We start from the raw sequence: 21,482 nt of genomic DNA, 5'->3' as shown, positions 1-21,482 counted from the left end.
GACCCTCATGACGTCCGCCGTGCCCACCGCCGCCGGAGCCGCCCACCCGGGCGGATCCCTCACCATGTGCGGTCCCGACTTCCCGTTCCCCTACGACACCTACCTGGCGCACCCCGCCGGGCTGGGCCAGGTGCCCGCCCGCCACCACGGCACCGAGGTCGCGGTGATCGGCGGCGGCCTGTCGGGGATCGTCACCGCCTACGAACTCATGAAGATGGGTCTGCGGCCGGTAGTGTACGAGGCCGACCGGATCGGCGGCCGACTCCGCACCGAACGCCTGCCCGGCGCACCCGAGGACGTCGTCGCGGAGATGGGCGCGATGCGCTTCCCGCCGTCCTCCACGGCCTTCTGGCACTACGCGCACCGGGTGGGTCTGGACACCAGGGCGTTCCCGAACCCGCTGTCGGCGGCCACACCGAGCACCGTCGTCGACCTCAAGGGCGAGTCCCACTACGCCACCGGTCTCGACGACCTTCCCGAGGTGTACCGGGAGGTCGCCCGCGCCTGGGGCGAGACCCTGGAGAGCGTCGAGCACACGCGCATGCAGAAGGCGATCCGCGAACGCGACGTCGCCACCCAGAAGGAGATCTGGAACCGGCTGGTGGCCGGGCTGGACGACCAGACCTTCTACGGGTTCCTGTGCGCGTCCCCGGGCTTCTCCTCCTTCCGCAAGCGGGAGATCTTCGGGCAGGTGGGCTTCGGCACGGGAGGGTGGGACACCGACTTCCCCAACTCCATCCTGGAGATCCTGCGGGTGACCTACACCGGCGCGGACGACGACCACCTCAGCATCGTCGGCGGGGTCGACCGGCTGCCGCTGCGGCTGTGGGAGGACGCCCCGGACAAGCTCGTGCACTGGGCCCAGGGCACCTCGCTGGCGTCCCTGCACGGTGACGGGCCGCGCCCGGCGGTCACCGCGCTGCGCCGCACCGCCGCCGGGGGCCGGCCCTCGGGCAACGTCACCGTCACCGACGCCTCGGGTTCCACCCGCACCTATCCGGCGGCCGTGTTCACCGCACAGTCCTGGATGATGTTGTCCCAGATCGACTGCGACGACGACCTGCTGCCCATCGATCACTGGACCGCGATCGAGCGCACCCACTACATGGAGTCCTCCAAGCTCTTCGTGCCGGTGGACCGGGCCTTCTGGCGGGACCGGGACCCCGTGACCGGTCGGGACGTCATGAGCATGACGCTCACCGACCGCATGACACGTGGCACCTACCTGTTGGAGGGCGAGGACCCGGACGGGCCGGCGGCGATCTGCCTGTCGTACACGTGGTGCGACGACTCCCTGAAGTGGCTGCCACTGTCGCCCAACGAGCGCCTGGAGGTCATGCTGGCCTCGCTCGGCAAGATCTATCCGGGTGTGGACGTTCGCAAGCACATCACCGGCGACCCGGTGACCGTCTCGTGGGAGGACGAGCCCTACTTCATGGGCGCGTTCAAGGCCAACCTGCCCGGGCACTACCGGTACCAGCGGCGTCTGTTCACGCACTTCCACCAGGAGGATCTGGCCGAGCGCCACCGTGGGCTCTTCCTGGCCGGGGACGACGTCTCCTGGACCGCCGGGTGGGCCGAAGGAGCCGTGCAGACCGCCCTCAACGCGGTGTGGGGCGTGATGCACCACTTCGAGGGCGCCACCGACGCGGCCAACCCGGGCCCCGGGGACCGGTTCGAGGAGCTCGCGCCGGTCGCCCTCCCCGAGGACTGAACCGCACGCCCTCGCCGGGTCGCGGACGCGGTCGCGGAGCGCTCCACGAGCGTCGCCCGGGGCCGCGTCCGGGTCCTCGGCCGTGGCGACCAGGGGTTCCGGCGACCGGGATCGTTCCCGGGCCCCGGGCCCGTGAGGTCGACGGCCCCTCAGGCCAGGTCGGCGGTGCCGGCGAGGATGGGCTGTTCGACCAGGCGGGAGAGCACCAGGGTGCTCTTGGTGCGGACCACGAAGGGTTCGGCGCCGATGCGCTCGATGACCTCCTCCAGGTGCCGGGTGTCCCGCGCGCGCACCTGCACGATGGCGTCGGCCTCGCCGGTGACGGTGCACGCCGAGGTGATCTCGGCGTAGGCGGCCAGGCCCTCGCGGATCTCGGTGGGGGAGGTGCGGGCACGGCAGTAGAGTTCGATGAAGGCCTCGGTGGTCCATCCGATCGCCTGCGGTTCGACCACGATGGTGAAGCCGCGCACCGCGCCGGACTCGACGAGTCGGTCCACCCGTCGCTTGACCGCGGAGGGGCTGAGGCCGACCGCACCGCCGATCTCGGCGAAACTCGTCCGTGCGTCCGCGCCGAGTATCGCGATGATCCGCTCATCGACCCGATCAAGCCGCATTCTGCCCCTTTGTCACCCTCTGATCCGACCAGGGCACATCCTACCTTCGGAGCGCTCGGGCGGGTTCCGTGTCGTTTCCCTCCGTCACGCTCGGTAGCGGTAAGAATGCAGAGGAAGATCGTTCGGGGTGCGAGGGGTGGACGGGTGCGAGCACGTACGGGAACACGATGGGTCGCGCTCTGCGGCGGCGGAGCGCTCCTCGTCTCCCTCGCGGCACTGCCGTCCGCCCAGGCCTCGCTCACCGTGCCCGAGCCCGCGACGGTGCCGGAGGCGGCCGCGCCGACCACCCGGGTCGACCAGAAGGCCCTGGACTGGAAGCCCTGTGAGGACCTCGACCCGGTCCGAGACGAGAACCTCGAATGCGCCACCGTCACCGTCCCGATGGTGCACGGCGCCGGGTCCTACGAGACCCGCGACCTCGACGAGACCGTGCGGATCGCCCTCTCCCGGGTCCCCGCGACCGGCACCGCCGAGCACACCATGCTGGTCAACCCCGGAGGCCCCGGCAGCGCCGGCCGCCCATGGGCCTCCCACACCCACCTGCGCATGCCGGAGGGGCTGCGCGAGGTCTACGACGTGGTCTCCTTCGACCCGCGCGGCATGGGCGCCTCCACACCCTCCGTCACCTGTGACCCCGTCTTCTTCGACCCGGTCCGCAAGGACACCGTCCCCGCCGACGCCGACGATGAGGAGGCGCTGCGGGGCGACGCCGAGGCCTACGCCGACGCCTGCGCCGAGAACACCGGTCCGCTGCTGGACCACATGCGCACCGAGGACACCGCGCACGACATGGACGCGATCCGGGTCGCCCTCGACCTCGAACAGGTCGACTACCTGGGCTACTCCTACGGCAGCTACCTCGGCACCGTCTACAGCGCGCTGTACCCCGACAGCGTCCGCGCCCTCGTCCTCGACAGCGTCGTCGACCCGGCCAACCCCTGGTACGAGAGCAACCTGGTGCAGAGCCGGTCCCTGGACCGCGCCGCCGGGAACTTCTTCGACTGGGTCGCCCGCCACGACGACACCTACGGGCTGGGCACCGACGGCGACATGGTGGCCGAGGCCTACTACACGCTGCGCTCCGCATTGCGGGACGACCCCGCCGAGGACACGGTCGGCCCCACCGAACTGGAGGGCGCCGTCATCGTCGTCGCCTACAGCGGCGGCACCTGGCCGGCGGTCGCCTCGGCCCTGGCCGCCCGGATCGGCGACGGCGACCCCGCGCCGCTGGTGGCCCTGCACGAGACCTACGGTGACGACGCCGAGAGCGACGCCGGGTACGGCGGCTACCTCGCCGTGCAGTGCACCGACGCCCTCTGGCCGAAGGACTGGGCGGAGTGGAGCTCCGACGCCCGTCGGGTGCACGAGGACGCGCCCTTCATGGGCTGGCACAACATTTGGTACAACGCTCCGTGCGCGTCGTGGGCCGGGGAGCCCGCTCCGTGGTTCCAGGTCGGTGACGGTCCCGGAGAACACCCCGCCTACGACGGCGACGTGCTCGTCGTCCACGCCACCGGCGACGGAGCCACCCCGGTGGAGGGGGCCTACTCCCTGCGGGAGCGCCTGCCGGGCGCCTCCCTGGTGGTCGAGGACGGCGGCATCACCCACGGGGTCTCCCTCACCGGTAACACCTGCGTGGACGAGGTCGTCGTCGACCACCTCCTCGAGGGCACCCTGCCCGCACGCGGGGCCGAGGGTCCCGACCTGTCCTGTGACGCCCGGCCCGAACCCGAGCCGCGTACCGCGCAGACCGCACCCGGGACGCTCCTGGACCGTGCGGGGCCGGTCGGTTTGGAGTACCCGGGTGAGAGCGAAGCCGCCGTCGAATAGGCTGGAAACGGCGCGAATTCGTCTTGGGCCCGAGGGCCGATTCCGGTCGTCGGGGAGATGGGGGAGATGCGATGCTGCGGACCTCGCCGGTTCGGATTCTGGGCGAACGCGACCGGGAGGCCGTCCGAACGCTCCTGGACACCGACCCCGTCGGTAACGTCTTCGTGTCCTCACGCCTGATGGCCACCGGTATCTCCGGCGGAGGCGGGGCCGAGGTCTGGGGACACGTCGACCGGGGCAGGCTCACCGCCCTGTGCTATTCGGGTGCCAACCTCGTCCCGGTCAACGCCGGTCCCGCCGCCATCCGCAGCTTCGCCGACCACGCCCGCTGGCGCGGCCGGCGCTGCTCCTCGATCGTCGGTCCGGTGGACGCGGTCAACGACTTCTGGCAGCAGGTCACGCCCTCCTGGGGGCCCGCGCGCACGATCCGCGCCAGCCAACCCGTCCTGCAGATCGACGGCCCACCGGAGGTTCGGGCCGATCCGTTGGTGCGCCGCGTGCGCCTCGACGAACTCGGCACCCTGGTGCCGGCCTGCGTGGCCATGTTCACCGACGAGGTCGGCGTCCCACCGGACTCCGGTGACGGAGGGGCGCTCTACCGGGCCCGGGTCGAGGAGCTCGTCCGCACGGGACGGGCCTTCGCCCGCATCGAGGACGGTCGTGTGGTGTTCAAGGCCGAGATCGGAGCCGTCACCCGGCACGCCTGTCAGGTACAGGGGGTGTGGGTCCACCCGGACCTGCGCGGTCGGGGGCACTCCGCGGCCGGCATGGCCGCCGTGGTCGAGTACGCCCTCGCCGAGATCGCGCCCCGCGTGACCCTGTACGTCAACGACTTCAACACGCCGGCCCGCGCCACCTACCGTCGGGTCGGTTTCCGTCAGGTCGGCGAGGTCATGTCCGTGCTCTTCTGACACGCCCTCGCCGGCGTCCTTCGACCCCACACGGACGGGGGTTGCGATGACCGGGGTCTATGTCGCCTCCAGCGACGCCGGGAGCGACAAGAGGACCGTCGCGCTCGGCATGGCCGAACTGCTCGCCGGAACGGTCGACACGGTCGGTGTCTTCCGCCCCATCGTCGCCGAGAACGGGCGCGATCCGCTGGTGGAGACCCTGCGTCGGCGCTACGGGATCGTCGATCCCTACGAGGACTGCGTGGGGGTCACCTACCGGAGGGTGCACTCCGACCCCGAGGAGGCGATGGCGCAGATCGTCGCCTCCTACGTCGCCCTCTCCGCCCGCCGCAGCGGCGTCGTGGTGGTCGGCACCGACTACACCGACGTCGGCACGCCCACCGAGTTCGCCTTCAACGCCCGGGTCGCCGCCAACCTGGGCATCCCCGTGATGCTGGTGGTCTCCGGGACACGGCGGGACACCTACGGAGTGCGCAGCGAGATCGCCGTGGTGCACGCCGAACTCGCCCGTGAACACGCGACCCGGCTCACCACCGTCGTCGACGGGGTCGATCCGCAACGCGCGCAGGAACTGCGCGACCGACTGGACCGGATCGCCTACGTCCTGCCCGACGTGCCCGGACTCAGCGCTCCGACGGTCCGCGACCTCCAGGACGCCTGCGAGGGGCGGCTGCTCTTCGGTGAGTCCGGCCGTCTGTCCCGCGAGACCTCCGGCCTGGAGATCGCGTCGATGTCGCTGCCCGGACTGCTGGACCGACTGGCCCCGGACCGGCTCGTCCTGCTCTCCGCCGACCGCGCCGGGTCCCTTCTGCCGGCCCTGCTGGCCGCGCATTCCTCACCGGACTTCCCTGCCCTGGCCGGCGTCCTGCTCACCGGCGACACCGAGATGCCCGAGCCCGTCTGGCGACTGCTCACGGGGATGAACGTGCGCCTGCCCGTCCTGTCCACCCCGCTGGACACCTACACCGCCGCCACCCGCCTGTTCGCCGTCCGGGGCGGGCGCGCACCCCTGCCGGACAAGAAGATCGAGTCGGCGGTGGCGGTCTTCGACTCCGCCCTGGACGGCCCCGAACTCCTCGCCCGGCTCCGGGTCACGCGCAGTGCCGCCGTCACCCCGGTCATGTTCGAGCACACGCTCCTGGAGCGGGCCCGCGCCGACCGGCGCCGCGTCGTCCTGCCCGAGGGCACGGACGAACGGGTGTTGCGCGCCGCCGACCTCCTGAGGCGCCGCGACGTCGCCGACCTCACGCTCCTGGGGCCCACGCGCAAGATCAAGGCGCGCGCCGACGATCTGGGCGTGGACCTGTCCGGGGTCGACCTCATCGACCCCGACCACTCCGAGCTGCGGGAACGTTTCGCCGAGGAGTACGCGGCCCTGCGCGCGCACAAGGGCGCCACCGTCGACCTGGCACGGGACACCGTCGCGGAGGTCTCCTACTTCGGCACCCTGATGGTGCACTGCGGCCTGGCCGACGGGATGGTCTCCGGGGCGCGGCACACCACCGCGCAGACCATCCGGCCCTCCTTCGAGATCCTCCGGTCCGGCCTGGTCTCCAGCGTGTTCTTCATGTGCCTGGCCGACCGGGTGCTGGTCTACGGCGACTGCGCCGTGGTGCCCGACCCCACCGCCGCACAGTTGGCCGAGATCGCGGCGGGATCGGCCGACACCGCCGCCCGCTTCGGGGTGGACCCGCGCGTGGCGCTGCTGTCCTACTCCACGGGCGCCTCCGGCAGTGGGGCCGGGGTGGACAAGGTCCGGGAGGCCACCGACCTGCTCCGTGCGGCCCGGCCCGACCTGGAACTCGAAGGGCCCATCCAGTACGACGCGGCGATCGACCCCGCCGTGGCGCACGCCAAGCTTCCCGACAGCCGGGTCGCCGGTCGGGCGACCGTGTTCGTCGTGCCCGACCTCAACACCGGCAACACCCTCTACAAGGGGGTGCAGCGCAGCGCGGGGGCGGTCGCCGTCGGGCCGGTTCTGCAGGGACTGCGCAAGCCCGTGAACGACCTGTCCCGCGGGGCCACCGTGCGGGACATCGTCAACACCGTCGCCATCACCGCCGTCCAGGCTCAGGAACCCCGTACCTGACGGATCGGTGTCAGAACGCGGGGCCGCCCCGGGACGCGACCGGGCCGGCCCCGCTACGGTGGACGCACCGCCCCACCCTCCGACCCCGTGTCCCCCGCTGCCCGGAAGAGGCTCGATGCTCCGCAACCCCACCGGACGCGCCCGCCTGGGGCTGGCCCTGCTGCTCGCCCTGCTCACGGTGTTGGGTCCGCTCAACATCGACATGTACCTTCCGGCGTTCCCCGAGATCTCGGGGGACCTGGGCGCCACCGCCTCCCAGGTCCAGTTGAGCCTCACCACCTGCCTGGTCGGCCTCGCCGTCGGTCAGATGGTGATCGGTCCGATCAGCGACGCACGGGGGCGCCGGGGCCCGTTGCTGGTGTGCATCGTCCTGTTCGTGCTGTCCTCGGCCCTGTGCGCGGTCGCGCCGAACACGGCGGTGCTGGTGGTCGGCCGGTTCCTTCAGGGCTTCACGGCGAGCGCCGGTGTGGTGCTGTCCCGGGCGGTGGTGCGCGACGTCTTCGACGGGCCGGCGGTCACCCGGTTCTTCGCGCTCATCATGGTGGTCGTGGCGGTGGCGCCGATGGCCGCGCCGATCCTCGGCGGTGCCGTGCTGTGGCTGCCGTTCACCGACTGGCGGTCCATCTTCTGGACGCTCGCCCTGCTCGGAGCGGTGATCGTCATGGTGGCCGCGGCGCGGCTGCCGGAGACGCTGCCGACCGAACGGCGCATCCCCGGCACGCTCGCCGGGAGCCTGCGCACGATGGGGGCGCTGCTGCGGGACCGCCGCTATCTGGGGTACACGCTCGTCGTCGGCCTGCTGCACGGGGGCAGCTTCGCGTACGTTGCCGGGACCCCGTTCGTCTACCAGGACCTGTACGGGGTGTCGCCGCAGGCGTTCGGCCTGCTCTTCGGGATCAACGGCATCGCGCTCATCCTGGGCAGCGCCGCCGTCGGCCGACTCGGTGAACGCTTCGGTGAACGCGCCCTGTTGTTCGTCGCCGTCACGACCGCCGCCGTGGCCACCGCGGTGGTGCTCGCCACCGCGCTCCTCCAGGGCCCGCTGTCGCTGCTCGTGGTGCCGATCTTCGTCTACATGACCTGCATGGGCATGGTGCTCACCGGGTCCTTCGCGTTGGCGATGGAGGGCCAGGAGAACCGGGCGGGCAGCGCCGGCTCACTGCTGGGCGCGCTGCCGATGTTCATCGGCGCCTTGGTGGCGCCGCTGGTGGGCCTGGACGAGACCACCGCCGTGCCGATGGGCGCGTTGCTGTTCGGCAGTTCCGCCCTGGGCCTGGTGGTCATGATCGCCACGCCCCGCGCCGTGGCGGCCCCCACCGACCGCCACGCCCCCCGAGGCTGAGCGCGGTCCGGCCGGGCCCCTATGGGTCGGACGCGCACCGTGCGCGCCCGACCCCGGCGTCCGCGGCGCCTGCCCCGGCGGGACCGTGAGGGAGCGTCGACGCCCGGTGTCCCGGAATCCGGTGGCAAGGGGCGGGGGTGGGCGGCCCCGTCACCCGGTGCGGGGCACAGGCGAAGGCCCCGAGGACCATCCGTCCAGGTGTGCTGTTCGGTGGGCCACGGGGCCATCCTCGCTTCGCGCATCGAGGGTTCTCGTCCCGCCGCGGGGCGCCACGGGCCGCGGTGCGGCGCAGGCCCCGGGCGAAGGTGTTCTAGGCGCCGGAGTCCACGCCCCGCCCCTCCTGTTCCAGGCCCAGGCCCAGACGCTCGGGGGCACCCGGGAACGACAGCTCGAAGTCGGGTGTGTCGGCGATCAACGCCCGCGTGTACTCGTGCTCGGGCGCCGACATCACCTGCCCGACCGTCCCGTACTCCACGATCTCGCCCTGGTTGAGGATCGCGACGCGGTCGGCGATGTTGGACACCAGGGCGATGTTGTGCGTGACGAACAACAGCGCCATGCCGTCGTCCTGGAGCGACCGCAGGAGCTTGACGATCTCCGCCTGCACCGACACGTCCAGGGCCGAGGTGATCTCGTCGCACACCAGCAGGTCCGGCCGGGTCGCCACCGCACGCGCGATGCACACCCGCTGACGCTCACCACCGCTGAGCTGTTCGGGGAAGCGTTCCCCGTAGGAGGCGGGCAGTGTCGCCCGCTCCAGGGCCTGGGCCACCACCAGGTCCGGGTGGTCCGGGCGGCCCACCAGATGGCGGTAGGGGCCCAGGATCTGGTCGCGCACGCGCTTGCGCGGGTTCAGCGCCTCGTACGGGTTCTGGAACACGTACTGGATGCGGCGGCGCTGCTCGGCGGTGCGCCGGTAGCTGCTCGTGGCCAACGCCTGGCCGTCGAAGACCAGCCCGCCGGCGAACTGGTGGTGCAGACCCGCCACCGAACGCGACAGGGTCGTCTTGCCCGACCCCGACTCGCCCAGCAGGGCCACGCACTCTCCGGGGGAGACCGAGAGGTCGATCCCCTCCAGCACCTGCGTGCGCCCGTATCCGGCGGACAGTCCGGAGATCCGCAGCAGCGGTTCCCCGTCCCGGGCCGGCGGCTCCTCGTGCCCGGAGGTACGCAGCAACGGCACCGCCATGAGCAGCCGTCGCGTGTACTCGTGCTGCGGGTCCGACAGCACCGCGTCGGCGCGTCCGTGCTCGACCAGCTCACCTCGGTACATGACCGCGATGTCGTCGGCCAGGTCGGCCACGACCGCCATGTCGTGGCTGATGTACACGCCCGCGGTCCCGTACTCCCGCGTCATGGACCGGATGGTCTCCAACACGTGCGCCTGGGTGGTCACGTCCAGGCCGGTGGTCGGCTCGTCCAGCACGATCAGGTCGGGACGACCCACGAACGCCATCGCGATGGCCACCCGCTGCTGCTGTCCACCGGACAGCTGGTGCGGGTAGCGGCGCAGGAACGCGTGGTCGTCGGGCAGCGCCACCTCGCGCAGGACCTCGCGCACCCGATCGGCGATCTCCGACCGGGTCAACGTGGGATCGTGCAGGGCCTCGGACAACTGGTCGCCCAGCCGCAGCGCCGGGTTGAGCGCCGAGGCGGGCGACTGGGGGATGTAGGCCACGGCACGGCCCCGCAGTTCCCGGACCTGCCGTTCGCTCAGCGACGCCAGGTCCTGCCGGCCGACCCACACACGGCCCCCGACGATCTCGGTGGCCCGCTTGAGGTGGCGCAACAGCGTCAGCCCCAGGGTGGTCTTGCCCGAACCGGACTCGCCCACCAATCCGAGGATCTCCCCCCGGTTGACGGACACCGACACGTCGCTGATGATCTCGACGTCCGAGGGACGCCCGATCACGGTGAGCCCGTCGACCGACAGCACGGTGCCCTCGGTCGAGGGTCGGGAGTCGGCGGTGGACCCTTCGGCCCGTGTGTTCTCCGGTTGTTCAGTCACTTCTCGACCCCCCGGTCGATGCCGATCGCCGCGCGGGACAGCCCGTCGGTGATGAGGTTGGCGCCCACGGTCAGGATCGCGATCGCCGTCACGGGCAGGGCCACCGCCCACGGCTGGACGGCCATCGCCTGCCGGTTCTCGTTGATCATCAGGCCCCAGTCGGCGGTGGGCGGCTGCAGCCCCATGCCGAGGAAGCCCAGCACGGCCACCACACCGATCGAGTAGGTCAAGCGCAGGCCCAGCTCCACCAGGAGCGGGCTGGTCACGTTCGGCAGGATCTCCACCGCCATGATCCGCCCGCGTGGCAGACCGATCGCCTCGGCGGCCTTCACGTAGTCCTGCTCGATCACCTTGCGCGTCGCCTCACGGATCACCCGCGCCACACGCGGCATGTGCGACACCGCGATCACCGCGACGATCAGCCACACCTTCGGGCCGATGATCGACATCACCAGCAGCGCGGCGATGAGCTGGGGGAAGGCCAGCAGCACGTCGTTGGTGCGCATGAGGACGTCGTCCACCCAGCCGCGGCGGTAACCGGCGATGATGCCGATCACCGTGCCGGCGGCGACGCCGAGACCGGCCGACGCGCCGGCCAACAGCAACAGCGTCCAGCCGCCCCACAGGAACCGGGTGAGCACGTCGCGTCCGCGGTTGTCGCCGCCGAACAGGGTGCCGTCGGCGCCCGACTCGAACGGGCGGGCCACGAACTCGGTGGGCGTGTAGGGGGCCACGAACGGACCCACCACGGCGATCAGGACGATGAGGCCGGCCAGGGCCACGCCGACCTTGGTACGGCCGAACCGCCACGCGGTCCGGAACAGCCCCGTGCGGCGCCGGACCGGCGCCGTGGGGGTGGTGCTCGTCGAAGGTCCACTCATCGGTTCGCGACCCTCACCTTCGGGTTGGCCGCCAGCCCGATCACGTCGGCGACCAGGTTGACCAGGATGTAGATCCCCGCGATGAGCAGAACCACGGCCTGGACCAGAGGCACGTCACGGTTCTCGATGGCGTCCATGAGGACCTTGCCGACGCCGGGGAAGTTGAACAGGAACTCGATGGCGACCACGCCGCCGGCCAACCAGGCCAGCTGGAGGGCGACGACCTGGGCCACCGGGCCGATCGCGTTGGGTGCGGCGTGCCGCCACAGGACCCTGCGTTCGGCCAGTCCCTTGAGCCGTGCCTGCTGGACGAACTCGCTCTCCAACACCTCGATCATCGTCGCCCGCATCATGCGGACGATCGGAGGCGCGACGGCGAGCGCGAGGGTCAGGACCGGCAGCACCCACTGCTCCGGGCCGCCCTCACGTGCGTACACGGACGGGAACAGGTCGAGTCCGCCCGGGCCCAGAAGCAGGATCAGCAGGATGCCGACCACGAACTCGGGGATGGAGGCCACGACCAGCGTGCCCATGGAGGCGCTGTGGTCGAAACCGCGGTCCCGGCGCAGCGCGCTGAACGCACCGACGAACAGTGCGATCGGCGTCGCGACCAGCGCGGACAGCCCCATCAGGGTCAACGAGCTCTGGACGGGGGAGGCCAGGAACTCGGCGACCGGGCGCCGGTTGGAGAAGGACGTGCCCAGGTCGCCCTGGACGACCCCCTGGAGCCACTGCATGTACTGCACGGCCACGGGCTCGTGCAGGTTGAGCTGGTCGCGCAGTGCCTCCAACCGTTCCGGGGTGGCGTCGCGGCCCAGGATGAGTTGGGCCGCGTCGCCCGGCAGTGCCTGCGTGGCCGCGAAGACCACGAGGGACACCGCCCAGAGCGTCAGTGCGCCGAAGAACAGGCGAACGGCGATGAGTCGAGTCATGGTGTGCTTTCGATAGCTGGCCGGGAAGAACGGACGCGTCCGTGGTTCGGGCACCGGCCGGCGGCCGGAAGGGGTGCGGGTGTCGCCGTCCTCCTCGACGGCGACACCGGGTCCCCACGCTGTGCGCTGCGACCCGTCCCGCCGCGCCCCTCGGGGCCCGGGTGACCGGGCGGCCCCGGTCGTGGGGCCGTCGAGGGGCGGGGGTGGGAGAGGAGCGCTCGTGGGGAGCGACGCGGCGCGGGCCCGAACGGGCGCCGGCTACTCCTGGTCCAGCCACATGGTGTGGAAGGCGTAGGAGCCGAGCGGGTGTCCGGAGACGGCCGGCTCCAGGCCGTGCGCACGGGTCGAGTGGGCGTCGAGGAGGTTCACGAAGCCCCAGACGATGTAGCCGCCCTCCTCGAACTCGATCTCCTGGGCCTGACGGATGAGGGCGTTGCGCTCGTCATCGTCGGGGGTCTGACGCGCCTCGGTCAGGTACTCGAGCCACTCCTCGTGCTCGCCCCACATGGTCTCGTTGTAGGGGGCGCCCACGACCGAACCCTGCGCGGTCTGCGTGATGTAGTTCCGCGCGCTCCAGAAGTCCTGGCCGAAGGGGTAGGGGAAGCCCTCCTCCGGGTTCCAGTAGTCGCTCGGGTTGACCCGCCGCAGGCTCACGTTCACACCGGCCTCACGGGCCTGCTCCTGGAAGACCTCGGCGGAGGCCACCACACCGGCACTGATGTCGGAGGTGACCAGCTCGACGTCGAGGCCGTCCTCGTATCCGGCCTCGGCCAGCAGCCGCTTGGCCTCCTCGATGTCCTGGTCCCGCTGTGGGACGTCCTCCGGGTAGGAGGGGTCCATCCGCGCGTACATGTCGTTGCCGAGCTGGCCGTAGCCGGCCAGCGCCTGGTCGACCATCTGCTGACGGTCCACGATGAGTCGGAAGGCCTGACGGACGCGCACGTCGTCGAAGGGCTCCTCCTCGATGTTCATCGTGAACGGCAGCCACATGCCGGTCTCGGACTCCATGACCGCCAGGTTCGGGTCGCCCTCGATGATGGCGACCTGGGTGTGCGGGACCTGGCTGATGACGTCGACACTGCCGCTGTTGAGCGCGTTGACCCGGGCGTCGTCGTCGGGGAAGTTGACGATCTCCAACTCGTCGACGTACGGCTGCCCCTCGATGTGGAAGCCCTCGTGGCGCTCGAAGAGGCTGTACTCGCCCACGACGAACTCGGCGTACTTGAAGGGGCCGGCGCCGATGGGGGAGTCCGGGTCGTAGTCGACCGGGACGATGCAGTTGTAGTACTCGGCGAGGGCCTCGGGAAGGGTGACCAGCGGCTCGTCGACGTGGATGATGACGGTCCGCTCGTCGACGACCTCCAGCTTCTCGGGGTCCACACCGGGCATGTCGCCGGCGCCGCGCATGGGGTTGTCGGTGTCGAGGATGCGCTCCAGCGAGTGGACGACCGCGTCGGAGGTGACGGGGGAGTCGTCGTGGAAGGTGAGCCCCTCCCGCAGGATCAGGGTCCACTCGGAGCCGTCGTCGTTGGACTCAAGCGACTCGGCCAGGTACGGCTCGATGGTGCCGTCGTTGGCGAAGCGCATGAGCGACGCGTAGAGGGCGAAGTTGCGCGCGATGTCCACGTTGTCGGTGGGGTCGTGCGCGTCGAGGGTGTCGCTGGCGCCACCGCCGGCCACACCCACCCGCAGGCGCCCGCCCTGCTGGGGGTCGCCTTCACCGCCGCCGCCCGAGCCGGAGTCACCACCGCCGCACGCGGCGAGAACGGGGGCGACGGCGGCACCGGCGGCGGAGGCCTTGAGGAGACTGCGGCGGCTGGTGAGGTTCTTCATAACGGGGACGGAATCTTCGGGCAGGGTCGGCACGTGACACCTCGGTGGGATGGGGACAACGTTCAGCCGACACGGCAATGACACTCGGTGAGTGGGGGGTGCCCGGGCGATGCGATGATGTCGGCCTCAAAGATCCTTGTTGGCCCCACATGGGGCGTCAAACGCCGCTGGGGGCGGACCCTGTGTGAACTCCGTGTTTCCGCCGGTCGGTGGGGAGCGCCGCTCCCGGTGTGGAGGAAAGCCCATGTGGGCCGGGCTGTTCCGCACGATTTCGGGGTCGTGGCGCGCCGGTGAGTGCATGTCCCCCACGAGCCGTGATAGTGGGCCCGGGCGGCGTTCCGGGGCTCGGGGTTGTGTCCTCATCGTTGTCACCGGGAGGCGAAACCGTGGTGTTTAGCCGAGACTTATCTCGCTTTGCCAGGGACACGGTGACCCAGGGTCACCGCTACCGTGGTGGGGTGCCGGGCGAGGATCCGCGTGCGGAGGTCGCGCCCGAGGTCTCCCGAGCGTGAGGGAATCGCCGCGGAGATCGGTTTCGGCAGGGTATTGCCAACGTGTTACACCTCACATGAATGTCGCTGGGCTCCGGGCTGTTTCCTTGGTTCACATCGGGGAGGACACAGGAGGAGGTTTTGTGGCCGATCCCCAGCGCCACGAACGCGGGTGTGTTGTTCTGGACGCGGCACACCCTTGTCTAAGGTGAGTGCAGGCGGCGCGACCCGCGCGCCCGACGCGGGTGATTGGAGTGACCGGATGGCTGAGGCGAGGCAACTCCGGGACTACGTGCCCGTGCAGGCCCCGGACGCCACGACGTCGGCCGTGCCGGCGATCGACGTGGCCGACCTGACCGGTGGGGTCACCGACCACACCGTGTGGAGCTGCGCGGGCAACCTGACCGCGGTGCGGTCGATCCGTGCCCGTGTGCGCGAGTTCCTGTCCCGCACGGGGCACTCCGAGGGCGCTCTGGACGACGCCGAACTGTCCGTCAGCGAGCTGGCCACCAACGCCCTGCTGCACTCGCGTTCCGGCCAGAGCGGCGGCGTGATGACCCTGTTCATCCGCTCCGACGAGGGTCGGCTGCGTGTGGCCGTCGCCGACCAGGGCGAACGGGCCCCGGAGGAGACCGCGGACGGGCACACCCGCGAGGACGGGGACGACTTCGGTCGCGGCAAGTTCATCGTCGAGAGCTGTGCGACGCGCAGCGGCGACTATTGGACCGACGCCACGCACGTCGCCTGGTTCGAGATCGACGACGAGGCCGCCTCGGCCGAGACCCGACCCTCCTGAGATCGACGCTCCCGGCCTTTCCCCGCGGGTCCGGGTCCGTACCGCAGGCGGCGGCCTCCGCGCCGCCCGTCGGTCCTTCCTCCGCTTCCTAGCGGCCCCTGTGGGGGTCGGCGACCCGTATCGGGTCCGGAGCGCACTCCACCGTCACCCCGCGCCCCTCCGGCGGCGGGCAGTCGTCTCCGGCGACCACGCACGCGCCCGTCCACAGCGCGAGCGCGACCAACGCGAGCCGGGTGGCCTCGTCGCCACGACGGTCCACGGCCACGACGTCGTCCGCCGTCAGGTCGAGGGCGTGACGCAGCTCCGCGAACCTGGCCAGCAGGTCGTGGTGGGTGTGCAGGGTGGTGAGGATGCCGGCCCGGGTGTTCTCGTACTCCAGCAGCCCGTTGTCGAAGAGCCCGCGAGACGGGCTGTACCCGTTGCCGTCGGGACTGGGCAGGAGCAGTTCGGCGAACTGCGTGGTGCCGAGGGCCGAGCCGAAGGTGATGATCTGTCGGACCCGTGAGCGCTCGGCCAGTTCGAGTCCGCGTGCGGCGAGGTCCTCGCTCACCAACAGCAGACGGGCGTCGGTCTCGGTGAGCGCCGCGCACTGGGTGTCGGGGTCGGACTCGGGCATGACGGTCAGGGCCCGGCCGCCGACCGCCATCACCGTGTAGGAGGCCAGGAAACGGTCCGGGGAGACCGGGGCGAGGACGCCCACCACGTCGCCCAGACACAGACCGCGTCGGCTCAGCCCGGCGGCCGCCTGCTCGACCGTGGCCGCGAAGGTGAGCCCGTCGGTGCGTCCGGATCTGCCGCGGATCGTCCCACCGCGGCCGGGACGCAGCCGTAGCCGCTCGCACAGGCCACCGGTGAGTGAGCCGATCGGGTCGTCCCGACGCGGCAGATGCCTACCCGGTCGTCCGGTTCCAGAAGACAGCCCTACCCCCATACGCTCCCCCAGTCGGCCGTGGTTCTCGTGGGTTCGCCGACCGGGCTCGTCACGCCCCCTCCACGTGACGAGCCCGGAGGCGCCATGCCGGTGACTCGTCGCGAGGACCCTCCCCAGGTACTTCCTCGCGCCGGCACGGGTGCCCACCGATCCCGAGGGCCACCTCGGGACCGACGGCGCGCGGGGTGGTCGGTGTTCCGCCCGGTCCCCGACGGCCGTTCTCGGGACGTGTTCGGACCCGCGTTCGTGGAGCCGCGAGCCTGATGTCCCATGGCTCGAAGCCTAGCGCGTTCACAGCCAAATGCACATGCATCTTGCCATGCATGTGCATATGTAGATTCAGTGCGTGGAGCTCTACACAACCCCGGTGGCGGGGCTGTGGGGTACCCGTGAGAGAGCCCCATCAGGGCTCAACCGGTCCTGTGTCGTTCCACCCACGCGGTGATCTGCGTGCGCGAGTGGAAGCCCATCTTGCGATTGATGTTGGCGACGTGGCGTGCGGCCGTCGAGGGGGTGATGAACAGGTCCCGCGCGATCTCGGGGTTGCTCTTGCCGGTGCTGACCAGCCGGGCGATCTCCAACTCCCGCTTGGTCAGACTCTCCTGCGGACTCGTGACCTCGGGGGAGAAGGAGGCGGCGGGCGCGCGGCGGCGTCCGCTCCCGTTGCGACCGCCCGACCGGGACCGCTTCCCGGTCTCCGCGTTCGCGGGCGGTGCCGTGACCGTGCTCGCGCGCGCGGCGTCGCGTCGCCGTCGCTCCGGAGGACGGCGCGCCTCGGCGACCAGTTGTTCGGCCTCCACGACCGCCTCGGCCTGCCCCAGGCGGTAGCCCTGCTCCCACCAGGCCACCAGGTGACGGCGGCGTCGCCGCACCGGCTCCATGTCCAGGAACGGCCAGGGGGCGCCCTGGGTGGGCAGCCCCATGCGTTCCCGCAGCGCGACGGCCGCCCCGGCCAACCGGCAGGCGGGTTCGCGCAGGTCGTCCTCGAACGCGGCCCGGGCGATCGCCGCCAGGATGCGGGCCGCCTCCGCGCGCTGACCGCTCTGGTGGCTGAGCAGCAGCCCCTCGCTGAGGTAGTCGTAGGCCTGACTCGGTGAGCCCTGCGCGTGCGCCACCCGTCCGATACCGGCCAGGCAGCGGGCCTCCTCCGCGGTCGCGCCGATCATCCGCTGGGTGTCCAGGGCCTCCCGATAACACCGGTCGGCGGTCATCAGGTCCCCGCCGCCCTCGGCGGCACGGGCCTGCCCGATGAGGATCACCCCCACGCCCCAGCGATGGTCGATCCCGCGCAACAGCGTCAACGCCGCGTTGTAGTGGTGGTCGGAGGTGGGGTAGTCGCCCTGGTGGGCCACCAGCGCCGCCCGGGTGCCCAGGGCGATCGCCTCACCCCACAGGTCCCCGGACTCCCGGCACAGGCGCAGTGCCTCCTCCACCAGGACCGAGGCCTCCTCGGCGTTGCGCTCGCGCACCTCGACCAGCGCCAACAGGTTGAGCGCGGTGCGCACGAACGCGTCGTCACCGGTCTCGCGGCACAGACGCAGGCCCTCCTCGCCCAGAGAGCGGGCCAGCTCGTGGTCGCGCCGGACACGTGCCAACTGGGCGCGACCGACCAACGCGCGGGCCCGCGAGGGCGCCTTGGCGGTCTCCTCCAACGCGAGCAGGCGGTCCATCCAGTGGGCGCCCTCGGAGTGGTTGTGATGGCTCACCCAGTGGGCGGACAGGCTCACGCACAGCCGCAGCCCCGGCTCGGCCGCCCCGCGCAGGTGCGACCAGCGCAGCAGGGAGCGGAGCGTGTCGTACTCCGCGATCACGCGTCGCCGCCCGGAGTCCCGTTCGGACCAGGGCATCGAGCGACTCGACTCCAGCTTCTGACCCAGGTCCTCCACCAGTGCCAGCATCCGCTCCAGGAGTCGGTCCTGGAAGAGCTCGGACTCGCCCGCCTCGGCCAGACGCTCCTCGGCGAACCGGCGCACGGCCTCGGGCAGCCGGTACCGCACCCGCCCCTCGAACTCGCCGGTGACGGTGGCCAGGGAACGGTTCAGCAGCGAGGTGATCAGGTCCAGGATGGTGGACTCGGGCAGTCCCTCGTCCGCGCACACCTGCTCGGCGAGCTCCAGGTCCCAGCCGCGGAACACCGACAGGCGCCGCAGCAGGACCCGCTCCGCCTCGGGCAGGTTCCGGTAGACGTAGTCGAGCACCAGCGGCAGCACCTGGCTGCGCGAGACCGCCTGTCCGGGACCGGGCCGCAGCTCAGGGGAGGACAGGTACGTGCGCAACCCCTGGAGCAGGGTCTCCACGCCGCTCTCGGGCGCCTCCGCGCCCAGCATCTCGATACCGAGCGGCATGCCGCCGGCCAGGTCGCACAGGGACGACACCGCCTCCAGCTCCTCGGGGGAGGCGTCGAAGCGGGGGTCGCGCGCCCGCGCGCGGTCCAGGAACAGCCGCACCGGTTCGGTGGTGGCGGGGTCGGGCGGCGGGGCGTTGCGCGCCACCACCGGCTGGGACATCGGCGGGACCATCCACACCGTTCCACCGGACAGCCGGACCGCCTGTTCGCTGGTGAGCAGCAACGACACCGTGGGGCAGGCCGCCAGCAACGCGTCGCCGACCTCGGTGACCTCCTCGGCCACGTGCTCGCACGAGTCCAGGAGCAGCAACAGCCGACGGTCGCGCAGGGCCTCGGTCACGGTGGTGGCCAGGGGCTGCCCGGCCTCCTCGACCACACCCACCGCCTCGGCGACGCGGGCGTACACCTCCAGTCGGGTGCGCACGTCCGTGAGATCGGCGAACCACACCCCGTCCGGAAAGGACACGGTGGACTGTTCGGCCACCCGCAGGGCGAGGCGCGTCTTACCGATCCCATCGGCGCCACGGATGGTGACCGACCGGCTGGAGCCGAGCAGGCGGAGCAGATCACTCAGATCCGGCTCCCGGCCCACGAAGCTGGTGCCCGGCCGGGGGAGATTGTGCCGCGCGGGCGCGGTCAAAGGTGCCATGGCCTTCACAGGTAGGGGCTGGTCGGGGGTGTGTTCACCGCCGGGGAGGCAGGGGTCACAGGGGGAGGACATCGTCGGGATGGGCGGTACTGCTTGGGCTTTCTGGTTTAGCGGGTGCACGCGCGCTGTGCAAGTGCCGGTGCGCGTACGCGGGGCGTTCAGTCAGGGTCTCGGGAGGAGGTCCAGCCGGTCAACTGCGTCCGGGATGAAATAGAGAGTTTTCTGAAGATGTTCGCGATATGCCGTGCCGCGGTGGCCTGGCTGATGGTCAACTCCTCGGCGATCTCGCGGTTGGACAGTCCCTTCTCGGCCAGTGTGGCGATCTCACGCTCACGCGGAGTGAGCGAGTCCGGGCCCACGGCCCGCGCGCCCTGCGGTCGAGGGAAGGCCAGGGCGCGGTCGCGCACCTGTTCCAGCGGCAGCGACCGCCAGGCGTTCCACGCCGTGGTGGCCTGGCCCGATCCCACACGGCGTTCCACGGCGGAGCGCAGCCGGACGGTCTCGGCCGACGGTTGTTCCAGGGAGGCGCGCAGGTCGGCGGCGACCCCCGCCAGCGCCGCGGCGCGGGTGGCCTCCTCCTCGGCCAGGGCCAGTTCGGCCAGCGCCTCCAGGGCCTGGGCCACCGCCAGCTTGCGGCCGGAGGAGAAGCTCACCTGGAGACAGCGGGCCAACGGGGTGCGCGCGGACAGGGGGTCGCGCCGGGCCAGGTGGAGCCGGCCCAGATCGGCGGCGCAGCGCGCCACCGCCGGGTCGGAGGGCAGTTCACCGAAGACCTCCAGGGCCTCCGCGAGCATGGCACCGGCGCGTTCGTGGTCCCCGTCCTCGGCGGCGATCGACCCCAACCCGTGCAGACACCGTGCCTCGGCCCACCGGTCACCCAGGTCGCGCGCGGCGGCCAGGCTCTCCTCCAGATGGGCGACGGCCTCCTCCGGGTGGCCCCGACGCCGGGCCAACCGGGCCAGAACCCCGCGCGCGGTGCCCTCGGTGACCGGATCGCCGGCGATCGAGGCCCACTTGAGGGCCTTGTTCGCCTGCCGTTCGCCCTCCTCCAGGGCGCCGGTGCGCAGGGAGAGCGTGGCCATGGTCGCCAGCGCCGAGGCGGCCGCGTCGGAGGTGCGGCAGGCCCGCGCCGACTCCAGGGCGCACAGCGCCAGGGTGGACACCCTCGTGGCCGGATCGGTGTCCAGGCGCAGCTCTGCCTGGAGCGCCAGGGCGCGGGCCCGCAACGGCGGCGACTGGACGTCGGGCGCGGTGTTCAGCGCCTGCTCCAGGAGCCGGCAGCCCTTGGCGTTCAGGTCCCGCATCAGCCAGTACCGGCGTAGGGCCAGGCACACGCGCAGCGCCTCGTCCACCCGGCCCTTGGACAGGGCCCAGGAGACCGCACGCGTGTGGTTGTCCTGGTGGTGGTCGTGCTTGCGCAGCCGGATCACGCGCTCGGCCCAGTCGTCGGGGCCGGAACCGCGGGCGTCGGCCTCCTCCAGCCGTTGCACGGCGAACCCGATGTAGCGGGACCAGCGTTCGTCGACGTCCCCGTCCTCGGCCAGCCGTTCGATGGCGTAAGCCCGCACGGTCTCGGTCAACCGGTAGTGGGCGGTGCCGTCGATCTCGGCGTCCATCACGATCAACGACTTGTCGAGCAGGGAGAAGTGCAGGGGCAGGATGTCGGTGGGCTTCACCGCCCCGCCGGAGCAGACCTCCTCGGCCATCTCCAGGTACCAGCTGGAGAACACCGACAACCGGTGCAGCAGCACGCGCTCGGCGTCGGTGAGCATGTCGTGGCTCCACTCCAGCACGGCCCGCAGCGTCCGTTGCCGCGCCGGGAGATGCCCGATGCCGTCACTGGTGAGCAACTGGAACCGATCGTCCAACCTGCGCAGGATCTGCTGGACCGACAACACCCGGACCCGCGCGGCGGCCAGTTCGATGGCGAGCGGCATGCCGTCGAGCATCCGACAGATCTCCGCGATGTAGCCGGAGTTCTCGCGGGTCATCTCGAAACCGGCCCGCGCCGCGTGCGCGCGCGTCAGGAACAGGCGCACCGACTCGTAGCGCTGGGCGTCCCGCCGCGGGATGGGCACCGGCACGGCGGCGTAGGGGTCGGTGGGGGTGGGACG

The 21,482-nt window shown here is 71.5% G+C and carries 14 protein-coding genes; 6 read left to right on the top strand and 8 right to left on the bottom strand.

Annotated elements, in window-relative coordinates; genetic code table 11:
• Positions 1-7 precede the first annotated feature (7 nt).
• Positions 8-1,714: an NAD(P)/FAD-dependent oxidoreductase gene (locus DSY14_RS18330; protein ID WP_211717813.1), complete on the top strand. Its 1,707-nt coding sequence runs from the start codon at positions 8-10 to the stop codon at positions 1,712-1,714.
• Positions 1,715-1,863: 149 nt separating this feature from the next.
• Here DSY14_RS18330 and DSY14_RS18325 read toward each other — a convergent pair whose 3' ends face one another.
• Positions 1,864-2,328, bottom strand: a complete 465-nt coding sequence (locus DSY14_RS18325; RefSeq protein ID WP_211717811.1) for an Lrp/AsnC family transcriptional regulator — start codon at positions 2,326-2,328, stop codon at positions 1,864-1,866.
• Positions 2,329-2,472: 144 nt separating this feature from the next.
• On the opposite strand from DSY14_RS18325, the gene DSY14_RS18320 reads away from it, so the two are divergent.
• From DSY14_RS18320 to DSY14_RS18305, 4 genes are all read left to right on the top strand, one after another.
• Positions 2,473-4,158, top strand: coding sequence for an alpha/beta hydrolase (locus DSY14_RS18320; protein ID WP_307851264.1), 1,686 nt, complete (start codon positions 2,473-2,475; stop codon positions 4,156-4,158).
• Between the two features lie 71 nt (positions 4,159-4,229).
• Entirely contained in the window at positions 4,230-5,069 is an 840-nt protein-coding gene (locus DSY14_RS18315) for a GNAT family N-acetyltransferase (RefSeq protein ID WP_211717809.1), read from the top strand.
• 46 nt (positions 5,070-5,115) lie between these two features.
• Positions 5,116-7,158, top strand: a complete 2,043-nt coding sequence (gene pta / locus DSY14_RS18310; RefSeq protein ID WP_211717808.1) for a phosphate acetyltransferase — start codon at positions 5,116-5,118, stop codon at positions 7,156-7,158.
• A 115-nt stretch (positions 7,159-7,273) separates the two neighbouring features.
• Positions 7,274-8,500 carry a Bcr/CflA family efflux MFS transporter gene (locus DSY14_RS18305; RefSeq protein WP_211717807.1) on the top strand — a complete coding sequence of 409 codons (1,227 nt, stop codon included), beginning with the start codon at positions 7,274-7,276 and terminating at the stop codon, positions 8,498-8,500.
• 310 nt (positions 8,501-8,810) lie between these two features.
• Here the strand turns inward: DSY14_RS18305 and DSY14_RS18300 are convergent, their stop codons facing one another.
• The 4 genes from DSY14_RS18300 to DSY14_RS18285 form a co-directional block, all read right to left on the bottom strand.
• Positions 8,811-10,436 carry an ABC transporter ATP-binding protein gene (locus DSY14_RS18300; protein ID WP_307851265.1) on the bottom strand — a complete coding sequence of 542 codons (1,626 nt, stop codon included), beginning with the start codon at positions 10,434-10,436 and terminating at the stop codon, positions 8,811-8,813.
• A gap of 68 nt (positions 10,437-10,504) precedes the next feature.
• Complete coding sequence (locus tag DSY14_RS18295) at positions 10,505-11,389, bottom strand: ABC transporter permease (protein WP_211717805.1); 885 nt, start codon at positions 11,387-11,389, stop codon at positions 10,505-10,507.
• Complete coding sequence (locus tag DSY14_RS18290; protein ID WP_211717804.1) at positions 11,386-12,321, bottom strand: ABC transporter permease; 936 nt, start codon at positions 12,319-12,321, stop codon at positions 11,386-11,388. Before DSY14_RS18290 ends, DSY14_RS18295 begins: the two co-directional genes overlap by 4 nt.
• 258 nt (positions 12,322-12,579) lie before the next feature.
• On the bottom strand, positions 12,580-14,187 hold the full coding sequence (locus DSY14_RS18285) for an ABC transporter substrate-binding protein (protein ID WP_211717803.1): 1,608 nt from the start codon (positions 14,185-14,187) through the stop codon (positions 12,580-12,582).
• Positions 14,188-14,907: 720 nt separating this feature from the next.
• On the opposite strand from DSY14_RS18285, the gene DSY14_RS18280 reads away from it, so the two are divergent.
• Positions 14,908-15,441 (top strand): ATP-binding protein, encoded by a 534-nt coding sequence (locus DSY14_RS18280; protein ID WP_211717802.1) that lies wholly within the window; start codon positions 14,908-14,910, stop codon positions 15,439-15,441.
• A gap of 88 nt (positions 15,442-15,529) precedes the next feature.
• On the opposite strand, the gene DSY14_RS18275 is transcribed toward DSY14_RS18280, so the two are convergent.
• The 3 genes from DSY14_RS18275 to DSY14_RS18265 form a co-directional block, all read right to left on the bottom strand.
• Positions 15,530-16,372 (bottom strand): AMP-binding protein, encoded by an 843-nt coding sequence (locus DSY14_RS18275; RefSeq protein WP_211717801.1) that lies wholly within the window; start codon positions 16,370-16,372, stop codon positions 15,530-15,532.
• Between the two features lie 410 nt (positions 16,373-16,782).
• Positions 16,783-19,359 carry a LuxR C-terminal-related transcriptional regulator gene (locus DSY14_RS18270; RefSeq protein ID WP_211717812.1) on the bottom strand — a complete coding sequence of 859 codons (2,577 nt, stop codon included), beginning with the start codon at positions 19,357-19,359 and terminating at the stop codon, positions 16,783-16,785.
• Positions 19,360-19,526: 167 nt separating this feature from the next.
• Positions 19,527-21,482, bottom strand: a 1,956-nt coding sequence (locus DSY14_RS18265) for a LuxR C-terminal-related transcriptional regulator (protein ID WP_211717800.1), incomplete at its 5' end; no start/stop codon positions are given.

Origin of the sequence: Nocardiopsis sp. MG754419, from assembly GCF_018207095.1 — a bacterium.
GTDB lineage: Bacteria > Actinomycetota > Actinomycetes > Streptosporangiales > Streptosporangiaceae > Nocardiopsis.
Note: the sequence above shows the minus strand (reverse complement) of the source record. Positions and strands in the feature narration are given on the sequence as shown.